Origin of the sequence: Halocynthiibacter namhaensis (assembly GCF_000812685.1) — a bacterium.
In the GTDB taxonomy this organism is placed as follows: Bacteria; Pseudomonadota; Alphaproteobacteria; order Rhodobacterales; family Rhodobacteraceae; genus Halocynthiibacter; species Halocynthiibacter namhaensis.
Genome location: NZ_JWIF01000056.1, coordinates 75,397 through 92,069 on the forward strand (window position 1 = coordinate 75,397; position 16,673 = coordinate 92,069).

Below are 16,673 nucleotides of genomic sequence, written 5' to 3' on the forward strand. Positions count from 1 at the left end.
GTGTCTACCTCAAAGATCCCAACCACGTGTGCGTAGGGTTTCTATAATCTTTTCTTCGGTTTCAGGCCGCCCTGCATTTATTGATTGCAACTGCAAAAACCAATAAAGATACTTGTCATAATCAGGAACATGGTTTGGCAACCTCGCGAAGGCGTCTTTGGCCCCCAGATCCCCGACATTCAACGCGATATGGTGAAAATCGATTTTGCCAAACAAAACCGCAGGCTTGTGCCAAAAATACCCCGAAAAAGCCACGCTAGAGTTTTGCGTCACAACGCAATCACATTCCGCAAGGTAGCTTTCAGGGTTTCCATCGCTTTGAACCGTGAACTCTGGGTATTCTTCCATTAGCTCGGCAAGGGCTTCGTATTCATACGCATTATACTTCTCACCCGGGTGCAAAGTTGCAACGATTGGTTTCCGTGGCCCGTGTTTTATTGTTTCTCGGATCATGTCCACGGGTGAACAGGATTGAAAACTGCGTTGTTCTAACAATCTTCCTTGCAAAGGCATGTAAACATACCCTTGGTTCTTTATGGCTTTCCATCCCTCGAAAAGCCGCTTGCGCCACTGAATCGCAAAGGACTTTGCTGTATGTGCATCAATTTCAGAAGGGTCAAAATTTGCGTGTGAAACGGCCCACTCCCAGCGTTTAGCGGACGTCTCAATTTGCCAAAACGGATAATAATACACACGCCGCATCGTTAGCGATTTTTCGTGATATGGATCATCCATATGGAAAAGCGTAAAGCCATGACGATCGCGGGATTTAAGAATATTTGCGTCGCTGTTGAGGCAATATTCAACCTTCACATCGCGGCTTTCTACGGCGTTTTTCAGACGGTTGAGGAAATTATTACGCCCTTCCTCAGCGGCCGCGCGCATCCCTTTATCGAGATAAATTCTCAGCTTTCTACCCGTAATCATTCGCCCACCAGCTCCAACATACTTTGAATACCCCTTGTGCCTTCCCTATCACGCGCTCATATAGAAATGAAGCAATTGGAGAAACTTATGGCTGATAGTGATTTTCCCGGATGGCACGGCACAACAATTGTTGGCGTGAAGAAGAATAATGAAGTTGTAATTGCGGGCGATGGCCAAGTTTCCTTGGGTCAAACAGTGATCAAGGGAACCGCTCGTAAAGTGCGCCGTCTTTCACCCGGAGGCCATGACGTGGTTGCCGGTTTTGCAGGGTCGACCGCAGATGCCTTCACTTTGCTTGAGCGTCTAGAAGCCAAATTGGAAGCAACACCAGGACAGCTTCAACGCGCTTCTGTCGAACTGGCGAAAGATTGGAGAACCGACAAATATTTGCAGAAACTGGAAGCGATGTTGATCGTGACTGATGGCCAAAACCTGTTGGTTATTACCGGTGCTGGAGATGTGTTGGAACCTGAACACGAGGTCGCAGCGATCGGGTCAGGCGGCAATTTTGCGCTTGCCGCAGCCCGCGCCATGATGGACACGGAAAAGGATGCAGAAACCATTGCCCGTGATGCTATGGCAATTGCTTCGGACATTTGCGTCTACACCAACGGAAGACTTACAGTTGAGAAAGTTCCTGCTTAAACTTCACATCACCCACCAAAACCGCTGCCGGCGCGCGCGATAATTTTGCGTGCGGCGCAGAAGTTTATTGATCCGTCACTGGACCACAATATTCCAACAAGACCGCCGAAACATCATCCGGGAAATCCCGCCCGCCTGAATATTCGGCTAAATACGAAATCATTTCCTCAAGCAAGCTGCCGCCTTTTAGGATAGGATTGGCCTCCATAAACGCGCGCAATCCCTCGTCATCCAACAGGTTTTCATCCACATCCGGGCATTCAGTAACCCCGTCAGAGGGAATGATTATCCGGTCGCCTGGAGACAACTGCACTTTAAAATCTGAATAATAGGCGGCATCAATCAAGCCAACAGGCATTCCGCCCGTCCCAATTGATTCACAACTTCCGTCCGCACGTTGAATAACAGGATGGGGATGCCCAGCTTGGCAAAGTGTTATCTCACCCGTTCGCAAATCAACATTCGCGATCAAAAGGGTGAAATAATGTTCGGTCTCCATTTCATTCATAACAATTGTATTTAGAAGATCCGCGGCATCTGCAGGGTTACGCAAACGAAACCCACCATTTTCATCGGCTTCAAGCGCCACGTTTTGCTCGGGGGAGCGACCAGATAAATTGCCAGCGAGGCGGGCCGTCATTAGCGCTGACGTGATCCCATGCCCGGAAACATCAATTCCCCAAATGCCGATCTGATGTTCGTCAACTTGAAAGAACCCCACAAGATCGCCGCCCACATGCCCACTCGACCGTAAGCTTAGTGACACTTGTGCGGCACCGAAATCTTTAAAACGTTCACGAATAAGGGATTCTTGGAGTTTTTTTGCTTCAAGAAGATCTCGATCCACCATGTCATATAGTTCGGTCAATTCTGTCAATGTAGCGGAAACCAAGCGATTCTTTTCCTGCAACTCGTTTTCCATCTTCAGAATACGTTCGCCAGCAGAAATACGGGCACGCAATTCGCCCGCATTCACAGGTTTGGTCAGAAAGTCATCCGCGCCAACTTCGAGGCCCCGCGCGATTTCACCCTTTTCACTTTTTGAGGTGAGCAGAATGAAATACCCATAACCCTTGCGTTCCAATTCCCGGAATGCTTCGCAAAACTCAAGCCCATTCATCCCAGGCATCATCCAGTCGCTCAGGACAAAGTCCACGTGTTGCGCCGTGCAGATGTCCATCGCGTGATGCCCTGTTTCGGCTTCAATCACGTCAAACCCCCAACGTTTCAGCATCGCAGACAGAATTTTACGTTGCACTTTGCTGTCGTCAACAACAAGCACAACACGACACCCATCATCCCCAGACGAGTAATCGACTTCAACAAATCCTTGCGGGTCCTGCTTCAGCGCAGCTTCTTTCATCACTGATGCCACTCAACTAATTTCACTGGTTCTGATCTATCGAATTGCGCTTAACACTTAGTGAATCTTTGCCATAATATTCCCGTGCTTTCATTAAGCGGGCAGTAACCTTCGGCTGTTATCACAAGACCAAACAACTTCACGGTGGATAGATGATTGATTGGAAACGAGTTGAGGAACTTAAGCAGGAAGTAGGTGACGAAGATTTCACCGAAGTCGTTGTTTTGTTCCTTGAGGAAGTCGAAGAAACCATCGCCCGAATGAAGGCCACGCCAAGCCCAAACACTCTTGAAGAAGACATGCATTTTCTGAAAGGCAGCGCGATGAACCTTGGTTTTTCTCAGTTTACAGGCCTCTGCCAAGCGGGTGAAACCGCCGCTGCAAACGGGGATACCAGTACCGTATCCTTACCTGAAATCTTTACTTGTTATGACGGATCCCGGGCAGAGTTCCTTACCCGCATGCAGCCTGGAACCGCCTCAGGGTGAAAATGAATTGAAGCACAAGCATCGCAACCCTTGCTCCTCCCTTTAAAAACAGGTAATCGCGAAGCGGTTATGCTACGAAGGAGCCCGTGATGTCTGCGCCAAAAAAAGTTGTTCTCGCCTATTCCGGGGGTCTTGATACCTCTATCATCCTAAAGTGGCTGCAAACCGAATATGGTTGTGAAGTGGTAACGTTCACTGCTGACCTCGGTCAGGGCGAAGAGCTGGAACCAGCACGCGCCAAAGCTGAACTTCTGGGAATTCCAGCCGAAAACATCTATATTGAAGATGTACGCGAAGAATTTGTACGTGATTTTGTCTTCCCAATGTTCCGTGCAAACGCGGTTTACGAAGGCCTGTATCTGCTTGGCACCTCGATTGCGCGCCCGCTGATATCCAAGCGTCTTGTCGAAATTGCCGCTGAAGTCGGTGCTGACGCTGTCGCCCACGGCGCGACCGGTAAAGGCAACGATCAGGTTCGTTTTGAACTTGCTGCATATGCCCTGAACCCTGACATCAAAGTGATCGCCCCTTGGCGTGAATGGGATCTGACCTCTCGCACCCGCCTGCTGGAATTCGCTGAACAAAACCAAATCCCTGTGGCAAAAGACAAACGTGGCGAAGCACCTTTCTCTGTTGACGCGAACCTTCTGCACACCTCATCTGAGGGCAAAGTTCTGGAAGACCCGGCAGTTGCTGCGCCAGACTATGTTTATCAGCGTACTGTGCACCCAGAAGACGCGCCAGACACCCCGGAATTCGTTGAGGTGACCTTTGAAAAAGGTGACCCAATCGCGATCAATGGCGAAGCAATGTCCCCGGCAACCGTTCTGACCAAATTGAACGAACTTGGCGGCAAACACGGCGTTGGTCGTCTTGACCTGGTCGAGGGTCGCTTCGTTGGCATGAAATCCCGTGGTATCTATGAGACCCCCGGCGGCACCTTGTTGTTGGAAGCGCATCGCGGCATCGAATCCATCACTATGGATCGCGGCGCAATGCACTTGAAAGATGAACTCATGCCGAAATACGCTGAGATGATCTACAACGGTTTCTGGTATTCCCCCGAACGCGAAATGCTGCAAGCGGCGATCGACAAAAGCCAGGAACATGTTTCCGGTACAGTGCGCATGAAACTGTACAAAGGCATGGCGCAGACCGTTGGTCGTTGGTCCGAAAACAGCCTGTACTCTGAGGCCCATGTGACCTTTGAAGAAGATGCTGGCGCGTATGATCAAACAGACGCAGCTGGTTTCATTCAATTGAACGCCCTGCGCCTGAAACTGCTGGCAGCCCGCAACAAACGCAACAAAGGCTAAATGCAGCTACAATAATGTGTTAAACGCCCGGCAAATGTCGGGCGTTTTGCGTTTCACACCCTCTCACCTTCGCGTGAGATTGGGGTGCGCGTCCTTGCCCTGACAGCGGTCATGCGACAGGTTGGAATCAGTTTCAGCCAAAGAGCGTCCCAATGACCATATTCCCCAGATCCCTACGCCCCATCTTGTTGTCAATCGCCATCGCCACCGGGTTCGCTGTGCAGTGCAATTCTGTCAGCGCCCAAGATGCATCATCCATCATCGTCGCCGGTGGATGTTTCTGGTGTGTCGAAAGCGATTTTGAATCTCTGCCCGGCGTGACCGAAGCCGTGTCAGGGTTCACAGGGGGTGCGGTTGCGAACCCCACATACAAACAAGTGACGCGCGGCGGCACGGGTCATTTGGAAGCGGTTGAGATCACCTATGATCCAAGTCGCGCAGATCTGCCCGACCTTCTGCATAAGTTTTTCCGGTCCATCGACCCAACGGATGCAGGCGGGCAATTCTGTGACCGTGGCGAAAGTTATGCCACTGCGATTTGGGTTGCCAATGCGCAGGAACGTCAAGTTGCGGAAGCCGCCAAGGCCCAAGCGGAAGCGGATCTAGGGCAACGTATCGTCACCCCTATCCTTGATCGCACCGCATTTTACGCCGCTGATGACGGACATCAAGATTATTACAAAGGCCGCAGGCGCGTCATCACACGATTTGGCGTCATCCGCCAAGCGGACGCGTATAAACGTTACCGTGAAGGCTGTGGTCGTGATGCGCGTGTTGCTGAACTATGGGGCAACGCTGCGCCCTTTGTGGGTCACTGATCTGCGATAAACGCCTGAACCTCAGCCGCATCGGGAATGGCCGTTGCGGCCCCAACACGCGTCACTTGAATAGCGGATGTCGCGCTTGCACGGATCAGGGCGTCACGATCAGACATCCCCTGTTCCAGCCCGGAAACAAAACTGCCCGCAAAGGTGTCGCCCGCACCGGTGGTGTCAACGGGATTGACCGAAAACGCGGGAACAGAGATCATCTCACCAGTTTCCGTATCCACCAGATCAACACCCTTGGCACCTAATGTGATCAACACGTTTGCCACGGGTAAATCACCAACATCGACACCCAAAGCCTGTGACAATTGGGCTGCTTCAATCTCGTTCACCAACAGAAGATCCGCAAATGGCAACATATCGCGCGCGGCATCCGCATCAAAAGGCGCTGCAGAATAGGCAACTTTCACACCCTTTGAGCGCGCCGCCTTCGCAGCTGTAATCTGTTGTGAGGTCTCATTTTGGATCAAAATCCAATCGCCAGGTTTGCCACCGGACAAAGCCGCCGCAATCCCGGTTTCCGATTGATCATAATTCGCACCCGAGAAGATCACGATGGCATTTTCAGCCTCGGGATCCACATTAATAATCGCATGCCCTGTTGGGATCTCAGATGTACGCACATGGTCCGTGCCCACACCGTAACCTTGCAACGCATCAATCGTCCAAGCGCCATCGGCCCCAACAGCGCCAATATGGTGTGTCTCAGATCCGGCCTTGGCGGCAGCAACGGATTGGTTCGCACCCTTACCACCAAGCCCCGTCTGAAACCCAGTTGCAGCAAGCGTTTCGCCGGGGGCCGGCAGATGCGGCACCTGGTACACATGATCAGCATTGATGGAGCCAAGGCAAAAGACAGTCATTTTTCACTCCAAGTTCACGAATCGTTCTTCTCACTATAATCACAGGAGTCAACATATATTATAATTGGTCCATGAGTCTTTTGTGTTGACCTACACCCACACAAAACCAGATACTGTGCTCAGTCATCCTTACCACACCAGACTTGGTGTCCACAAGCAAACGGATTCGAAGGCGTGAAGCCTTCAATGTGGGCCAGCAGATTCTGGAAAATAAAGTAAGGAGACGCATATGGAAGTTCACGTTAGTGAATACACCAGAATGCGCTTTGGCAAGCGGGAGTATGTGATTTCACATACCCGCCGCTGGCCTAAGCCACGGCAGCTGACACTGCCGTTATAACGTTAGTTGAAGACTAACTGTAAGCAGCGCCATCTTGGTGCTGCTTACTTTATTTAGCGCCTACAGAATCCTGATAGCAAGTAATATTTTGTCTAATATATTGAAGTATATGTACATTCCACCCACCTCAAAGGGTGAAAGTGATATATTTCAACATGTTGCCCAATCAACCAACCTTATTCGCAGCCAAGATCGCCATGTTTAGAATGTCGTTCACCGTGGATCCGATGGAACAAATCTGAACTGGGTGATCAACGCCTGTCAAAATCGGGCCGATCACTGTGGCGTCCGCCATTTCCTGCATCAACTTAACAGAAATCGAAGCAGAGTGCCGCGCAGGGACAACCAATACGTTTGCAGGACCAGTCAGTCGTTGGAAAGGATAACTTTCCTGTGCTGTGACGTTCAAGGCCACATCCACGGTCATCTCGCCTTCGTATTCGAAATCGACGCCGCGCGCGTCCAGAACGTCGGGTGCGAGATGCATTTTTTCGGCGCGTTCAGACACAGGATACCCAAAGGTCGAGAAGCTGACGAATGCGACACGTGGCTCAAGACCAAGCGCGCGGGCCACTTTCGCCCCAGCCGTGGCAATATTTGCCAGATCATTTTCGTCCGGCCATTCATGCACCAGCGTGTCAGAAATCAACACAACCCGCCCTTTGTGCAGCAACGCAGTCACGCCAACCGCACCACTTTCGGCATCGGCATCCATCACGTGATTGATCAGGTTCAAGACCTGAGCAGACTTGCGCGTCGCACCAGAAACAAGCCCGTCGCCGTGGCCGTGTTGCAACATCAAAGCTGCAAAAACATGGCGATCACGGGCGGCCAGTTTGTGGATATCACCCCGATCAAACCCTTGTCTTTGCAGGCGTTTATAGAGGTACGCTTTATACTGACGCAGATGTGGCGAGTTGGCGGCGTTCACGATCTCGAGCTCAGAAACCGCATCCCCAAGACCAACTGCTGTTAGCTTCTCAGCGACATCTGCTTCACGTCCAACAACCAATGCCTTGCCCAAGCCTTGGCGCTGATAGGCAACAGCAGCGCGCAAAACACGGGGATCATCCCCTTCGGCAAAAATCATGCGCGCTTGGGCCTGTTTTGCCCGCGCATTGATGCCACGCAAGATCGTTGCAGTTGGGTCAAGACGCGCTTTTAGGCTTTGCGTATACCCATCCATATCAATGATCGGACGACGCGCAACACCGGTATCCATGCCCGCTTTTGCGACCGCAGGCGGGATCAAATAGATCAGACGCGGATCAAACGGCGTTGGAATAATATAGTCACGACCAAAGGTTAATTCGCGACCATAAGCCATCGCGACCTCGTCCGGCACATCTTCGCGCGCGAGATCCGCAAGGGCCTGTGCGCAAGCGATTTTCATCTCATCGTTGATCGCACGCGCGTTGATATCCAAGGCACCACGGAACAGATACGGAAAGCCCAAAACATTGTTCACCTGGTTGGGATAATCAGACCGCCCCGTCGCAACAATCGCGTCTTCGCGTACGGCGTGGGCCTCTTCTGGGGTGATTTCCGGGTCGGGGTTTGCCATGGCGAAAATCACCGGATCTTTGGCCATCGCAGCGACCATCGAGGGTGTCACAGCACCCTTGGCGGACACGCCCAAGAAAACGTCAGCGCCTTCCATAGCCTCATCCAATGTGCGCAATTCTGTCTTGATCGCGTGGGCGGATTTCCATTGGTTCATACCCTCAGTACGACCTTGATAAATCACGCCTTTTGTATCGCAAACGATACAATTTTCATGCCGCGCGCCCATAGATTTCAACAGCTCAATACAAGCGATACCCGCCGCACCCGCGCCATTCAAAACGATCCGACAATCTTCGATCTTTTTGCCGGAAATCTTTAACGCGTTCAAAAGGCCCGCCGCACAAATAACCGCAGTGCCGTGTTGATCATCGTGGAAGACTGGAATGTCCATTTCTTCCTTAAGCCGTTGTTCAATAATGAAACATTCGGGGGCTTTGATGTCTTCAAGATTGATCCCACCAAAACTAGGCCCCATCAAACGCACAGCATTGATGAACGCTTCTGGGTCTTCGGTGTCCAATTCGATGTCGATGGAATTCACGTCAGCAAACCGCTTAAACAGCACGGCTTTGCCTTCCATTACGGGTTTTGACGCCAAAGCACCCAAGTTCCCAAGGCCAAGAACCGCAGTCCCGTTGGAAATCACCGCGACCATGTTGCCTTTGTTGGTGTAATCATAGGCGCATTCTGGGTTCGCCGCGATCGCCTCACAGGGGACAGCCACGCCAGGGGAATAGGCCAGCGACAAATCGCGCTGAGTCATCATTGGTTTTGACGCAACGATCTCATATTTTCCAGGGGTCGGCTCGAGATGATAGGCGAGCGCCTCTTCCGGGGTAACTTTACTATTATTGGCCATGGGTCCTCACAATCCGGGTATTCGCCCAAACTACAGAAAAAAACCGCGCCGACAACAACCAGCCAACCCAAAATACGGCCTTTTCTGGACTAATCCCGCTTGTTGGGCCCAGATCGGGTTTGCAGGGGCACGAATTCCCCCGTATTCCTGTTTAAAACCAAACCGGGGCGGAAAAATGGCAGCATCAAAAGGCGACGGCGTCACACCAATGATGGCGCAATATCTGGAAATCAAAGCCGATCACCCCGACGCTTTGCTGTTCTATCGCATGGGCGATTTCTATGAGATGTTTTTTGATGATGCGGTCAATGCCGCCGAAGCGCTGGACATTGCCCTGACCAAACGCGGCAAACACCAAGGCGAAGACATCGCCATGTGCGGCGTCCCACATCACGCGGCCGAAGGATATTTCCTGACGTTGATCCGCAAAGGGTTTCGCGTCGCGGTTTGTGAACAGTTGGAAAGCCCCGCTGAGGCCAAAAAACGTGGCTATAAATCTATCGTCAAACGCGGTGTTGTACGCCTTGTGACGCCCGGAACCTTGACCGAAGACAGCCTTCTGAATGCCCGTCAGCACAACTTTCTAGCCGCTTATTCTCAGGTGCGCGATGAGGGGGCTTTGTCCTGGGTTGATATCTCGACCGGGGCGTTCCACGTAATGCCTTGTACTTCCTTGCGTCTATCGCCAGAACTTGCCCGTCTTGCCCCGCGCGAATTGCTGGTGAATTCCGAAGAAGAGGGTAATTTCCTCGAATTAGGGTCTGATTTAGGCATTGCCATCACCCCTCTTGCGCGTTCCGCGTTTGACAGTTCGTCTTCTGAAAATCGGCTGAAAAACCTGCTGAACGTCACAACACTCGAAGCATTTGGGCAGTTCACCAGGGCTGAATTTGGTGCGATGGGGGCTGTGGTTGAATATTTGGATCTGACGCAAAAGGGCAAGCTTCCCCTATTGCGCCCACCCCTGCGCGAAATCGCAGGCGGCACTATGCAAATCGACGCAGCAACCCGCCGCAATCTTGAAATCACCCACTCCATGAATGGCGGGCGCGCCGGTTCACTTTTAGCCACAATCGACCGCACGGTCACTGCTGGCGGCGCACGTCTTTTGGAACGCAGACTGTCCTCCCCATCTATGGATGTTGCCGTCTTAAACGACCGTCACAATGCTGTGGCCTATCTATTCGACGATCAAACCACCGGCACAAGGTTACGTGACATATTGCGCCAAGTGCCCGATATGGACCGCGCCCTGTCCCGCCTTGCTTTGGAACGTGGTGGGCCACGTGACCTTGCGGGCATCCGCAACGGTTTGACCCAAGCCGAGGCCATTACACAAAGCCTGCCGTCCGACATGCCCGGCGTGTTGCAATCGGCGATGCAATCCCTTCCGGGTCACGACGAACTGATTGATCTGCTTGACGCCGCGTTGATCGCCGAACCGCCCCTTTTGGCGCGTGACGGTGGCTTATTGCCTCCGGTTACGACAGCTCCCTTGATGAGGCCCGCACCCTGCGCGACGAAGGCCGTTCCGTTATCGCGGGTCTTCAAGCCCAATATTCCGACGTCAGCGGCATCAACGCGTTGAAGATCAAACACAATAATGTGCTTGGCTATTTCATCGAAACACCCGCAACACATGCGGATAAGATGCTTTCCGCGCCCCTGTCGGAAACCTTCATTCATCGCCAAACCACAGCCAATCAAGTCCGGTTCACCACGGTTGAGCTGTCTGAACTTGAGACCAAGATTTTGAACGCAGGACATAATGCGCTTGAGATCGAAAAAAGACTCTATTCCACCCTAACACGAGCCGTTCTGGACTGTTCTGATAAGATTTTCACCACAACGCGCGCGCTGTCGGAAATGGATTTAACCGCTGGTTTTGCTGATCTCGCAAGCTTTGAAAACTGGACCCGTCCCTTGCTGTCAAACGGGCGAGAGTTCTCCATCACAGGGGGACGCCACCCAGTCGTCGAAGCCGCGCTGCGTGGGCAAGGGGACAGCGGGTTTATCGCCAATGATTGCGCGTTTGCCGACAGTGAAGCTGCCGCGATTTGGCTTCTGACGGGTCCTAACATGTCGGGTAAATCGACCTTCTTACGCCAGAATGCCTTGATCGCCCTACTTGCCCAATCCGGCAGTTTTGTTCCCGCAACAGAAGCCAAACTTGGGATTGTCAGTCAGCTGTTTTCACGCGTTGGGGCTTCTGACGATTTGGCGCGCGGGCGTTCGACATTCATGGTCGAAATGGTTGAAACCGCGGCAATTTTGAACCAAGCCGACGATCGAGCCTTTGTCATTTTGGACGAAATCGGTCGTGGCACCGCCACCTGGGATGGCCTTTCCATCGCTTGGGCAACGCTTGAATACTTACACGAAACCAACCGTTGTCGCGCCTTATTTGCCACCCATTATCATGAGTTGACCCAACTGGCTGACACGCTGAAAGGCGTTGAAAACGCCACGGTTGCGGTGAAGGAATGGGAAGGCGAAGTCATCTTCCTGCACGAAGTCCACAAAGGGGCCGCCGACAGATCTTACGGGGTTCAGGTCGCGCGTTTGGCTGGTTTGCCAACATCCGTCGTTGAACGCGCCCGTGTGGTTTTGGAACAACTTGAGAAATCGGATCGCGACGGGGGCAACACACCAAAAGCCTTGATCGACGACCTGCCTTTGTTTTCCGCAGCGCCGCCACCGATGCCTACCCCGGCAAAAACATCGCCAGCCCTTGATCGCCTGTCCGAAATCGAACCCGACAGCCTAAGCCCGCGAGAGGCATTGGACCTGATTTATGAATTGAAAAAGATCAGCGCGTCCCAATAAAAAGGGGCGCTCAAGGCGCCCCATAATCATTTATGCTGGTGTTGACGAAACGCCAACTTGCGCCGGACGCAATAAGCGATCGTGCAGCATAAAGCCTTCTGCCGCGACCTGAATAATGTCGCCAGCTTTTGTCCCTGGCAGCGGTGCTTCGAACATCGCTTGGTGTTCTTGTGGATCAAAACGATCACCCACTTCTGGTGAAATACGTTTGATTCCATGCTTTTCAAACACGCTCAGAAGTTCGCGCATGGTCAACTCGATACCCTCAAACAGGCCAGCATTCGCGGCACGTTGATCTTCGGACATGGTTTCCATAGCGCGTTTCATGTTGTCGTGCACAGGCAGCATATCGCGGGCCAATTTGGACCCACCATAGTTTTCTGCTTCACGACGGTCGCGATCAGAACGCTTGCGTGCGTTTTCCGCATCCGCCAAAGCGCGCATGAATTTATCTTTAAAATCATCACGTTCCGCAATGATCGCATTGACCTCAACAGAAGGGCCTTCTTTCAGCGCCTCTTCCATAATGTCCAACTGATCATCACCATAAACATCCGCTTCCGCCGCTGCGATGTCATCCAGAAAGTCGTCTTTTTTCATGTCCGCCATGTCTTCACCTTTTCGCCAACGTCAGCTTTTATCAGAAATCATCCGTCCGACAAGCTGTGCTGTGTAATCCACCACCGGAACAATGCGCCCATAGTTCAAACGGGTTGGCCCGATGATCCCAATCGCGCCCACAATCTTCCGATCAGCGTTCATATAGGGAGAAACCACCAAAGAGCTACCCGAAAGTGAAAATAACTTATTTTCAGAGCCAATAAAAATGCGCACACCTTCACCAGATTCCGTGAGATCAAGGAAATCAGCGATATCGCGTTTTCGTTCAAGGTCGTCAAAAAGACTGCGGATACGATCCAAATCTTCCGAGTTTCCGTGTTCTTCCAACAAGTTAGACTGACCGCGGACAATCAATCGTTCATAACTTTCGCCCTCGTTTTCCCAAAGCGCAAAGCCATTTTCAACCAAATCGCGCGCAAGCGTGTCAATTTCCTGCCGCCGCGTTTTTATTTCATGTTTTACGCGATGCCGAAGTTCCGACAGCGTGTGGCCCTCTGCCAGCGCATTCAAGAAATTCGCGGCTTCGCGCATAGAACTGGGCGTTTGGCCCATTGGCGGCTGAAACACCCGGTTTTCAACATGCCCATCGGCAAACACCAGCACCACCAGCGCCCGGTCCATACCCAAATGCACAAATTCGATATGTTTGATGGGGGCTTCGTGTTTCGGCGCCAAAACCAGGCTGGCCCCCTGGGTAATTCCCGACAGGGCCTTCCCAACACTGCCCAAAATCGATCCAACATCTTGTTGATTTGAACCCACAGTCGCGTTGATTTTGTCTTGGTCATCCCGCGAAACATCGCGCATTTCCATGATCCCATCGACAAACATGCGCAAGCCCTGTTGTGTTGGGATGCGTCCGGCAGACACGTGCGGGCTATCCAATAATCCCATAAATTCAAGATCTTGCATGACATTTCGCACAGTGGCAGCAGACACTTTTTCACTTAATGTGCGCGTCAAAGTGCGGGATCCAACGGGTTCCCCATCATGCAAATAGCTTTCGACAACCTGGCGAAATACCTCGCGGGAACGGTCGTTCATGTCCTCATATATCGGATTCTTATCGGTCATACTGGGCCTTTTATACTGCGCCACTCATTAAAAACTAACCCACCAAAAGGTCAATCACAGCTTGCTTTTTTACCGCATCAAAAGCTATTTGAATGCAACAGTAAAAAGGATGAGATCATGCGCCCTTCTGGCCGTCAGACTGATGAAATGCGTTCCGTTTCCATTGAAACAAACGTAACCCGCCACGCGGAAGGCTCTTGCCTGATCAAAATGGGTGAAACCCACGTTCTATGCACCGCATCCCTTGAAAGCCGCGTTCCGTCGTTTCTGCGCAACACGGGTCTTGGCTGGGTCACCGCGGAATACGGCATGTTGCCCCGTGCGACACACACCCGTATGCGTCGTGAAGCAGCGCAGGGCAAGCAATCTGGAAGAACTCAGGAAATTCAACGCCTTATCGGACGTTCACTGCGCGCAGGCGTTGATCGTTCTGCCTTGGGCGAACGTCAAATCACCGTCGATTGCGACGTGATTCAGGCCGATGGTGGCACCCGTTGTGCTGCGATTACAGGCGGTTGGGTTGCTCTGCGCCTTGCGGTCAACAAGCTGATGAAGGCTGGCGACGTTGTATCTGATCCGCTGATTGATCCGGTCTCCGCGATCTCATGTGGTATTTACGCCGGTCAACCTGTGCTTGATCTCGACTATCCCGAAGATTCTGAGGCCGGCGTTGACGGCAACTTTGTCATGACCGGTTCTGGCAAGCTGATTGAAATTCAGATGTCTGCGGAAGGGTCGACTTTCTCGCGCGATCAAATGAATCAATTGATGGATCTCGCTGAAAAAGGCGCGTCTGAATTGACGGCCGTCCAATTGGCGGCGGTAAAATAATGCGCAAGTTTACCGGCAATGATCTCGTGGTTGCATCCCATAACGCGGGCAAAATCCGCGAGATTGGGATTCTTCTGGAACCCTTTGGAATCAATGTGAAATCCGTAGGCGATCTTGGTTTTGAGGAACCAGAAGAAACCGAAGATACCTTTGCCGGTAACGCCCGTATCAAGGCCCATTTCGCCGCCAAATCATCCGGCCTTCCTGCCCTGTCAGACGACAGTGGCATCATGGTCGACGCGCTGGATGGTGCCCCTGGCGTGTACACCGCCGATTGGGCTGAAACCGACAATGGTCGTGATTTCGAGATGGCCATGACCAAGGTTCAGACCCTTCTGGATGACAAGAACGCCGCGCACCCACGCAAGGCCGCGTTCGTTTGCACCCTGTGTATCGCTTGGCCCGATGGGCATGACGAAGTGTTTGAAGGTCGCGCCGAGGGCCAAGTCGTCTGGCCGATGCGTGGCGACAATGGTTTTGGCTTTGATCCGGTCTTTCAACCCACAGGCCATGACGTGACTTTTGCGGAAATGTTGCCCGAAGAAAAAGCGCCGCTGACCCATCGCAATGCGGCGTTCAAGCTGCTGGTTGATGGCTGTTTTGGTGAGACTTCGTGAAGGAAGATTGGCAGAACGCAGGTTTTGGCCTGTATCTGCATTGGCCCTTTTGCCTCGCGAAATGTCCATACTGCGATTTTAACTCACATGTATCTAAAACTGTAGATGATGATGCATGGGAGCACGCTTTCCTATCCGAAATCGACCGTCTAGGCCGTGAAACACCGGGGCGTGTGCTTAACTCGATCTTCTTTGGCGGTGGCACACCCAGCTTGATGCCCGTGCGCCTGGTGGATCGCATTCTGACCCGTATCCGTGAAACATGGCATCTGTCCAATGATTGCGAGATCACTCTGGAAGCCAACCCCACCTCAATTGAGGCCGATAAATTTCGGGGTTTCCGCGATGCCGGTGTTAATCGTGTGTCGGTCGGCATTCAGGCCCTGAACAATGATGACCTGCGCCGTCTTGGGCGGATGCATTCCGTATCCGAAGCAATGGCCGCCCTAGATATCGCGCGTGAAACATTTAGTCGCGTCAGTTTCGATCTGATCTATGCCCGCCAAGATCAAACCTTATCCGCTTGGCAATCCGAACTTAAGCAGGCCTTGGATCTGGAACCGGACCACCTGTCGCTATACCAGCTGACGATTGAAGATGGCACCGCTTTCGGAGATCGCTTCGCAAAGGGGGGGCTGCGCGGTCTTCCCTCAGAAGATCTGTCCGCTGACATGTATTTCGCGACGCAGGAAATTTGTGATCACAAAGGTCTTCCTGCTTACGAAGTCTCTAACCATGCCCGCCCTGGCGCTGAATCGCGGCACAATATGATTTATTGGAACTACGGCGATTACGCTGGGATTGGACCAGGGGCACATGGTCGTTTGACGCTAAATGGTGAAAAATATGCAACTGAAACGCATTTGATGCCAAAATCGTGGCTTTCTTCTGTTTCCCAAAATCAAACCGGTGAGAGCCTTCGTGAAAAAATTTCCCTTCAAGATCAGTATGTTGAACGGTTATTGATGGGGCTTCGTCTTTCAGATGGGGTAGAATTGCGACGTCTCTCGTCGAGTTCAGATCTATTGGTCAGCCCACAGGTCACTGAACTGCGCGAGAATGGCCTAATTTTCACCGACGAAAACCGCATTCGGGTCACCCCAACAGGCCGCCCATTACTAAATGCAATTTTGCGAAAATTGTTGGAAGCCTAGATGCGCGCGCTCTGGCTTATCGCGGGGTTGATGTCCTTCACCCTTGGACTTGTCGGAGCCTTCCTTCCGTTGCTGCCCACTGTGCCACTCATGTTGCTTGCAACGTTCTGTTTTTCCAAATCATCCGAGCGGTTGCACAGCTGGTTGATCAACCACCCACGGTTTGGTCCTGCCATTTCCGATTGGAATGACCACGGCGCCATCAGTCCCTTAGCAAAAAAATTGGCGACGATTTCCATCGCCGCCGCATTTACAGTGTCATTGATACTGGGTGTGAAAACCTTCGTTATTGTTATTCAAGCAATCGTGCTGGGCGGCGTCCTAGTCTTTATCTGGACCCGCCCAAACAGCTGATC

Annotated in this window: 14 protein-coding genes and 1 pseudogene; 9 read left to right on the top strand and 6 right to left on the bottom strand. The window is 52.1% G+C overall.

What is annotated here, in order from left to right; genetic code table 11:
- Window positions 1-9: 9 nt before the first annotated feature.
- The gene (locus RJ38_RS08360) at window positions 10-927 is read right to left on the bottom strand and encodes a hypothetical protein (protein ID WP_039018406.1); all 918 of its coding nucleotides are present in this window, start codon (window positions 925-927) and stop codon (window positions 10-12) included.
- An 87-nt stretch (window positions 928-1,014) separates the two neighbouring features.
- Between RJ38_RS08360 and hslV the strand changes: the two genes are divergently transcribed.
- Window positions 1,015-1,572 (top strand): ATP-dependent protease subunit HslV, encoded by a 558-nt coding sequence (hslV, locus tag RJ38_RS08365; RefSeq protein ID WP_039018407.1) that lies wholly within the window; start codon window positions 1,015-1,017, stop codon window positions 1,570-1,572.
- Window positions 1,573-1,636: 64 nt separating this feature from the next.
- Here the strand turns inward: hslV and RJ38_RS08370 are convergent, their stop codons facing one another.
- Window positions 1,637-2,947 carry a PP2C family protein-serine/threonine phosphatase gene (locus tag RJ38_RS08370; RefSeq protein ID WP_238321669.1) on the bottom strand — a complete coding sequence of 437 codons (1,311 nt, stop codon included), beginning with the start codon at window positions 2,945-2,947 and terminating at the stop codon, window positions 1,637-1,639.
- A 140-nt stretch (window positions 2,948-3,087) separates the two neighbouring features.
- Between RJ38_RS08370 and RJ38_RS08375 the strand changes: the two genes are divergently transcribed.
- The 3 genes from RJ38_RS08375 to msrA all read left to right on the top strand — a co-directional run bounded on the left by RJ38_RS08375 (window position 3,088) and on the right by msrA (window position 5,557).
- Window positions 3,088-3,423 (top strand): Hpt domain-containing protein, encoded by a 336-nt coding sequence (locus RJ38_RS08375; protein ID WP_039018408.1) that lies wholly within the window; start codon window positions 3,088-3,090, stop codon window positions 3,421-3,423.
- 89 nt (window positions 3,424-3,512) lie between these two features.
- Window positions 3,513-4,739: an argininosuccinate synthase gene (locus RJ38_RS08380; RefSeq protein ID WP_039018409.1), complete on the top strand. Its 1,227-nt coding sequence runs from the start codon at window positions 3,513-3,515 to the stop codon at window positions 4,737-4,739.
- 152 nt (window positions 4,740-4,891) lie between these two features.
- Window positions 4,892-5,557, top strand: coding sequence for a peptide-methionine (S)-S-oxide reductase MsrA (gene msrA / locus RJ38_RS08385; RefSeq protein ID WP_039018410.1), 666 nt, complete (start codon window positions 4,892-4,894; stop codon window positions 5,555-5,557).
- Here msrA and RJ38_RS08390 read toward each other — a convergent pair.
- Both RJ38_RS08390 and RJ38_RS08395 read right to left on the bottom strand, forming a co-directional pair.
- A complete protein-coding gene (locus tag RJ38_RS08390) occupies window positions 5,551-6,429 on the bottom strand; it encodes a ribokinase (protein WP_039018411.1) in 879 nt (292 codons plus the stop codon). The two genes, msrA and RJ38_RS08390, sit on opposite strands and share 7 nt — an antisense overlap.
- Before the next feature lie 506 nt (window positions 6,430-6,935).
- On the bottom strand, window positions 6,936-9,194 hold the full coding sequence (locus RJ38_RS08395; RefSeq protein WP_039018412.1) for an NADP-dependent malic enzyme: 2,259 nt from the start codon (window positions 9,192-9,194) through the stop codon (window positions 6,936-6,938).
- 208 nt (window positions 9,195-9,402) lie between these two features.
- Here RJ38_RS08395 and mutS point away from each other — a divergent pair.
- Window positions 9,403-12,020 (top strand): annotated as a pseudogene (gene mutS, locus RJ38_RS08400) (DNA mismatch repair protein MutS).
- Between the two features lie 30 nt (window positions 12,021-12,050).
- Here the strand turns inward: mutS and RJ38_RS08405 are convergent.
- Together RJ38_RS08405 and hrcA are read right to left on the bottom strand one after the other, a co-directional pair.
- Complete coding sequence (locus RJ38_RS08405) at window positions 12,051-12,629, bottom strand: nucleotide exchange factor GrpE (RefSeq protein ID WP_039018413.1); 579 nt, start codon at window positions 12,627-12,629, stop codon at window positions 12,051-12,053.
- 21 nt (window positions 12,630-12,650) lie between these two features.
- Window positions 12,651-13,715 carry a heat-inducible transcriptional repressor HrcA gene (gene hrcA, locus RJ38_RS08410; RefSeq protein WP_039018414.1) on the bottom strand — a complete coding sequence of 355 codons (1,065 nt, stop codon included), beginning with the start codon at window positions 13,713-13,715 and terminating at the stop codon, window positions 12,651-12,653.
- Between the two features lie 117 nt (window positions 13,716-13,832).
- Between hrcA and rph the strand changes: the two genes are divergently transcribed.
- From rph to RJ38_RS08430, 4 genes are read left to right on the top strand one after another with little or no spacing between them, the layout of a single operon-like run.
- Complete coding sequence (gene rph / locus RJ38_RS08415) at window positions 13,833-14,546, top strand: ribonuclease PH (protein ID WP_039018415.1); 714 nt, start codon at window positions 13,833-13,835, stop codon at window positions 14,544-14,546.
- The gene (gene rdgB, locus RJ38_RS08420; RefSeq protein WP_039018416.1) at window positions 14,543-15,163 is read left to right on the top strand and encodes an RdgB/HAM1 family non-canonical purine NTP pyrophosphatase; all 621 of its coding nucleotides are present in this window, start codon (window positions 14,543-14,545) and stop codon (window positions 15,161-15,163) included. The genes rph and rdgB overlap by 4 nt, the downstream gene beginning before the upstream one ends.
- Window positions 15,160-16,317 carry a radical SAM family heme chaperone HemW gene (gene hemW, locus RJ38_RS08425; RefSeq protein WP_039018417.1) on the top strand — a complete coding sequence of 386 codons (1,158 nt, stop codon included), beginning with the start codon at window positions 15,160-15,162 and terminating at the stop codon, window positions 16,315-16,317. Before rdgB ends, hemW begins: the two co-directional genes overlap by 4 nt.
- Window positions 16,318-16,671 (top strand): YbaN family protein, encoded by a 354-nt coding sequence (locus tag RJ38_RS08430; protein ID WP_039018418.1) that lies wholly within the window; start codon window positions 16,318-16,320, stop codon window positions 16,669-16,671.
- The last annotated feature ends 2 nt before the right edge of the window (window positions 16,672-16,673 follow it).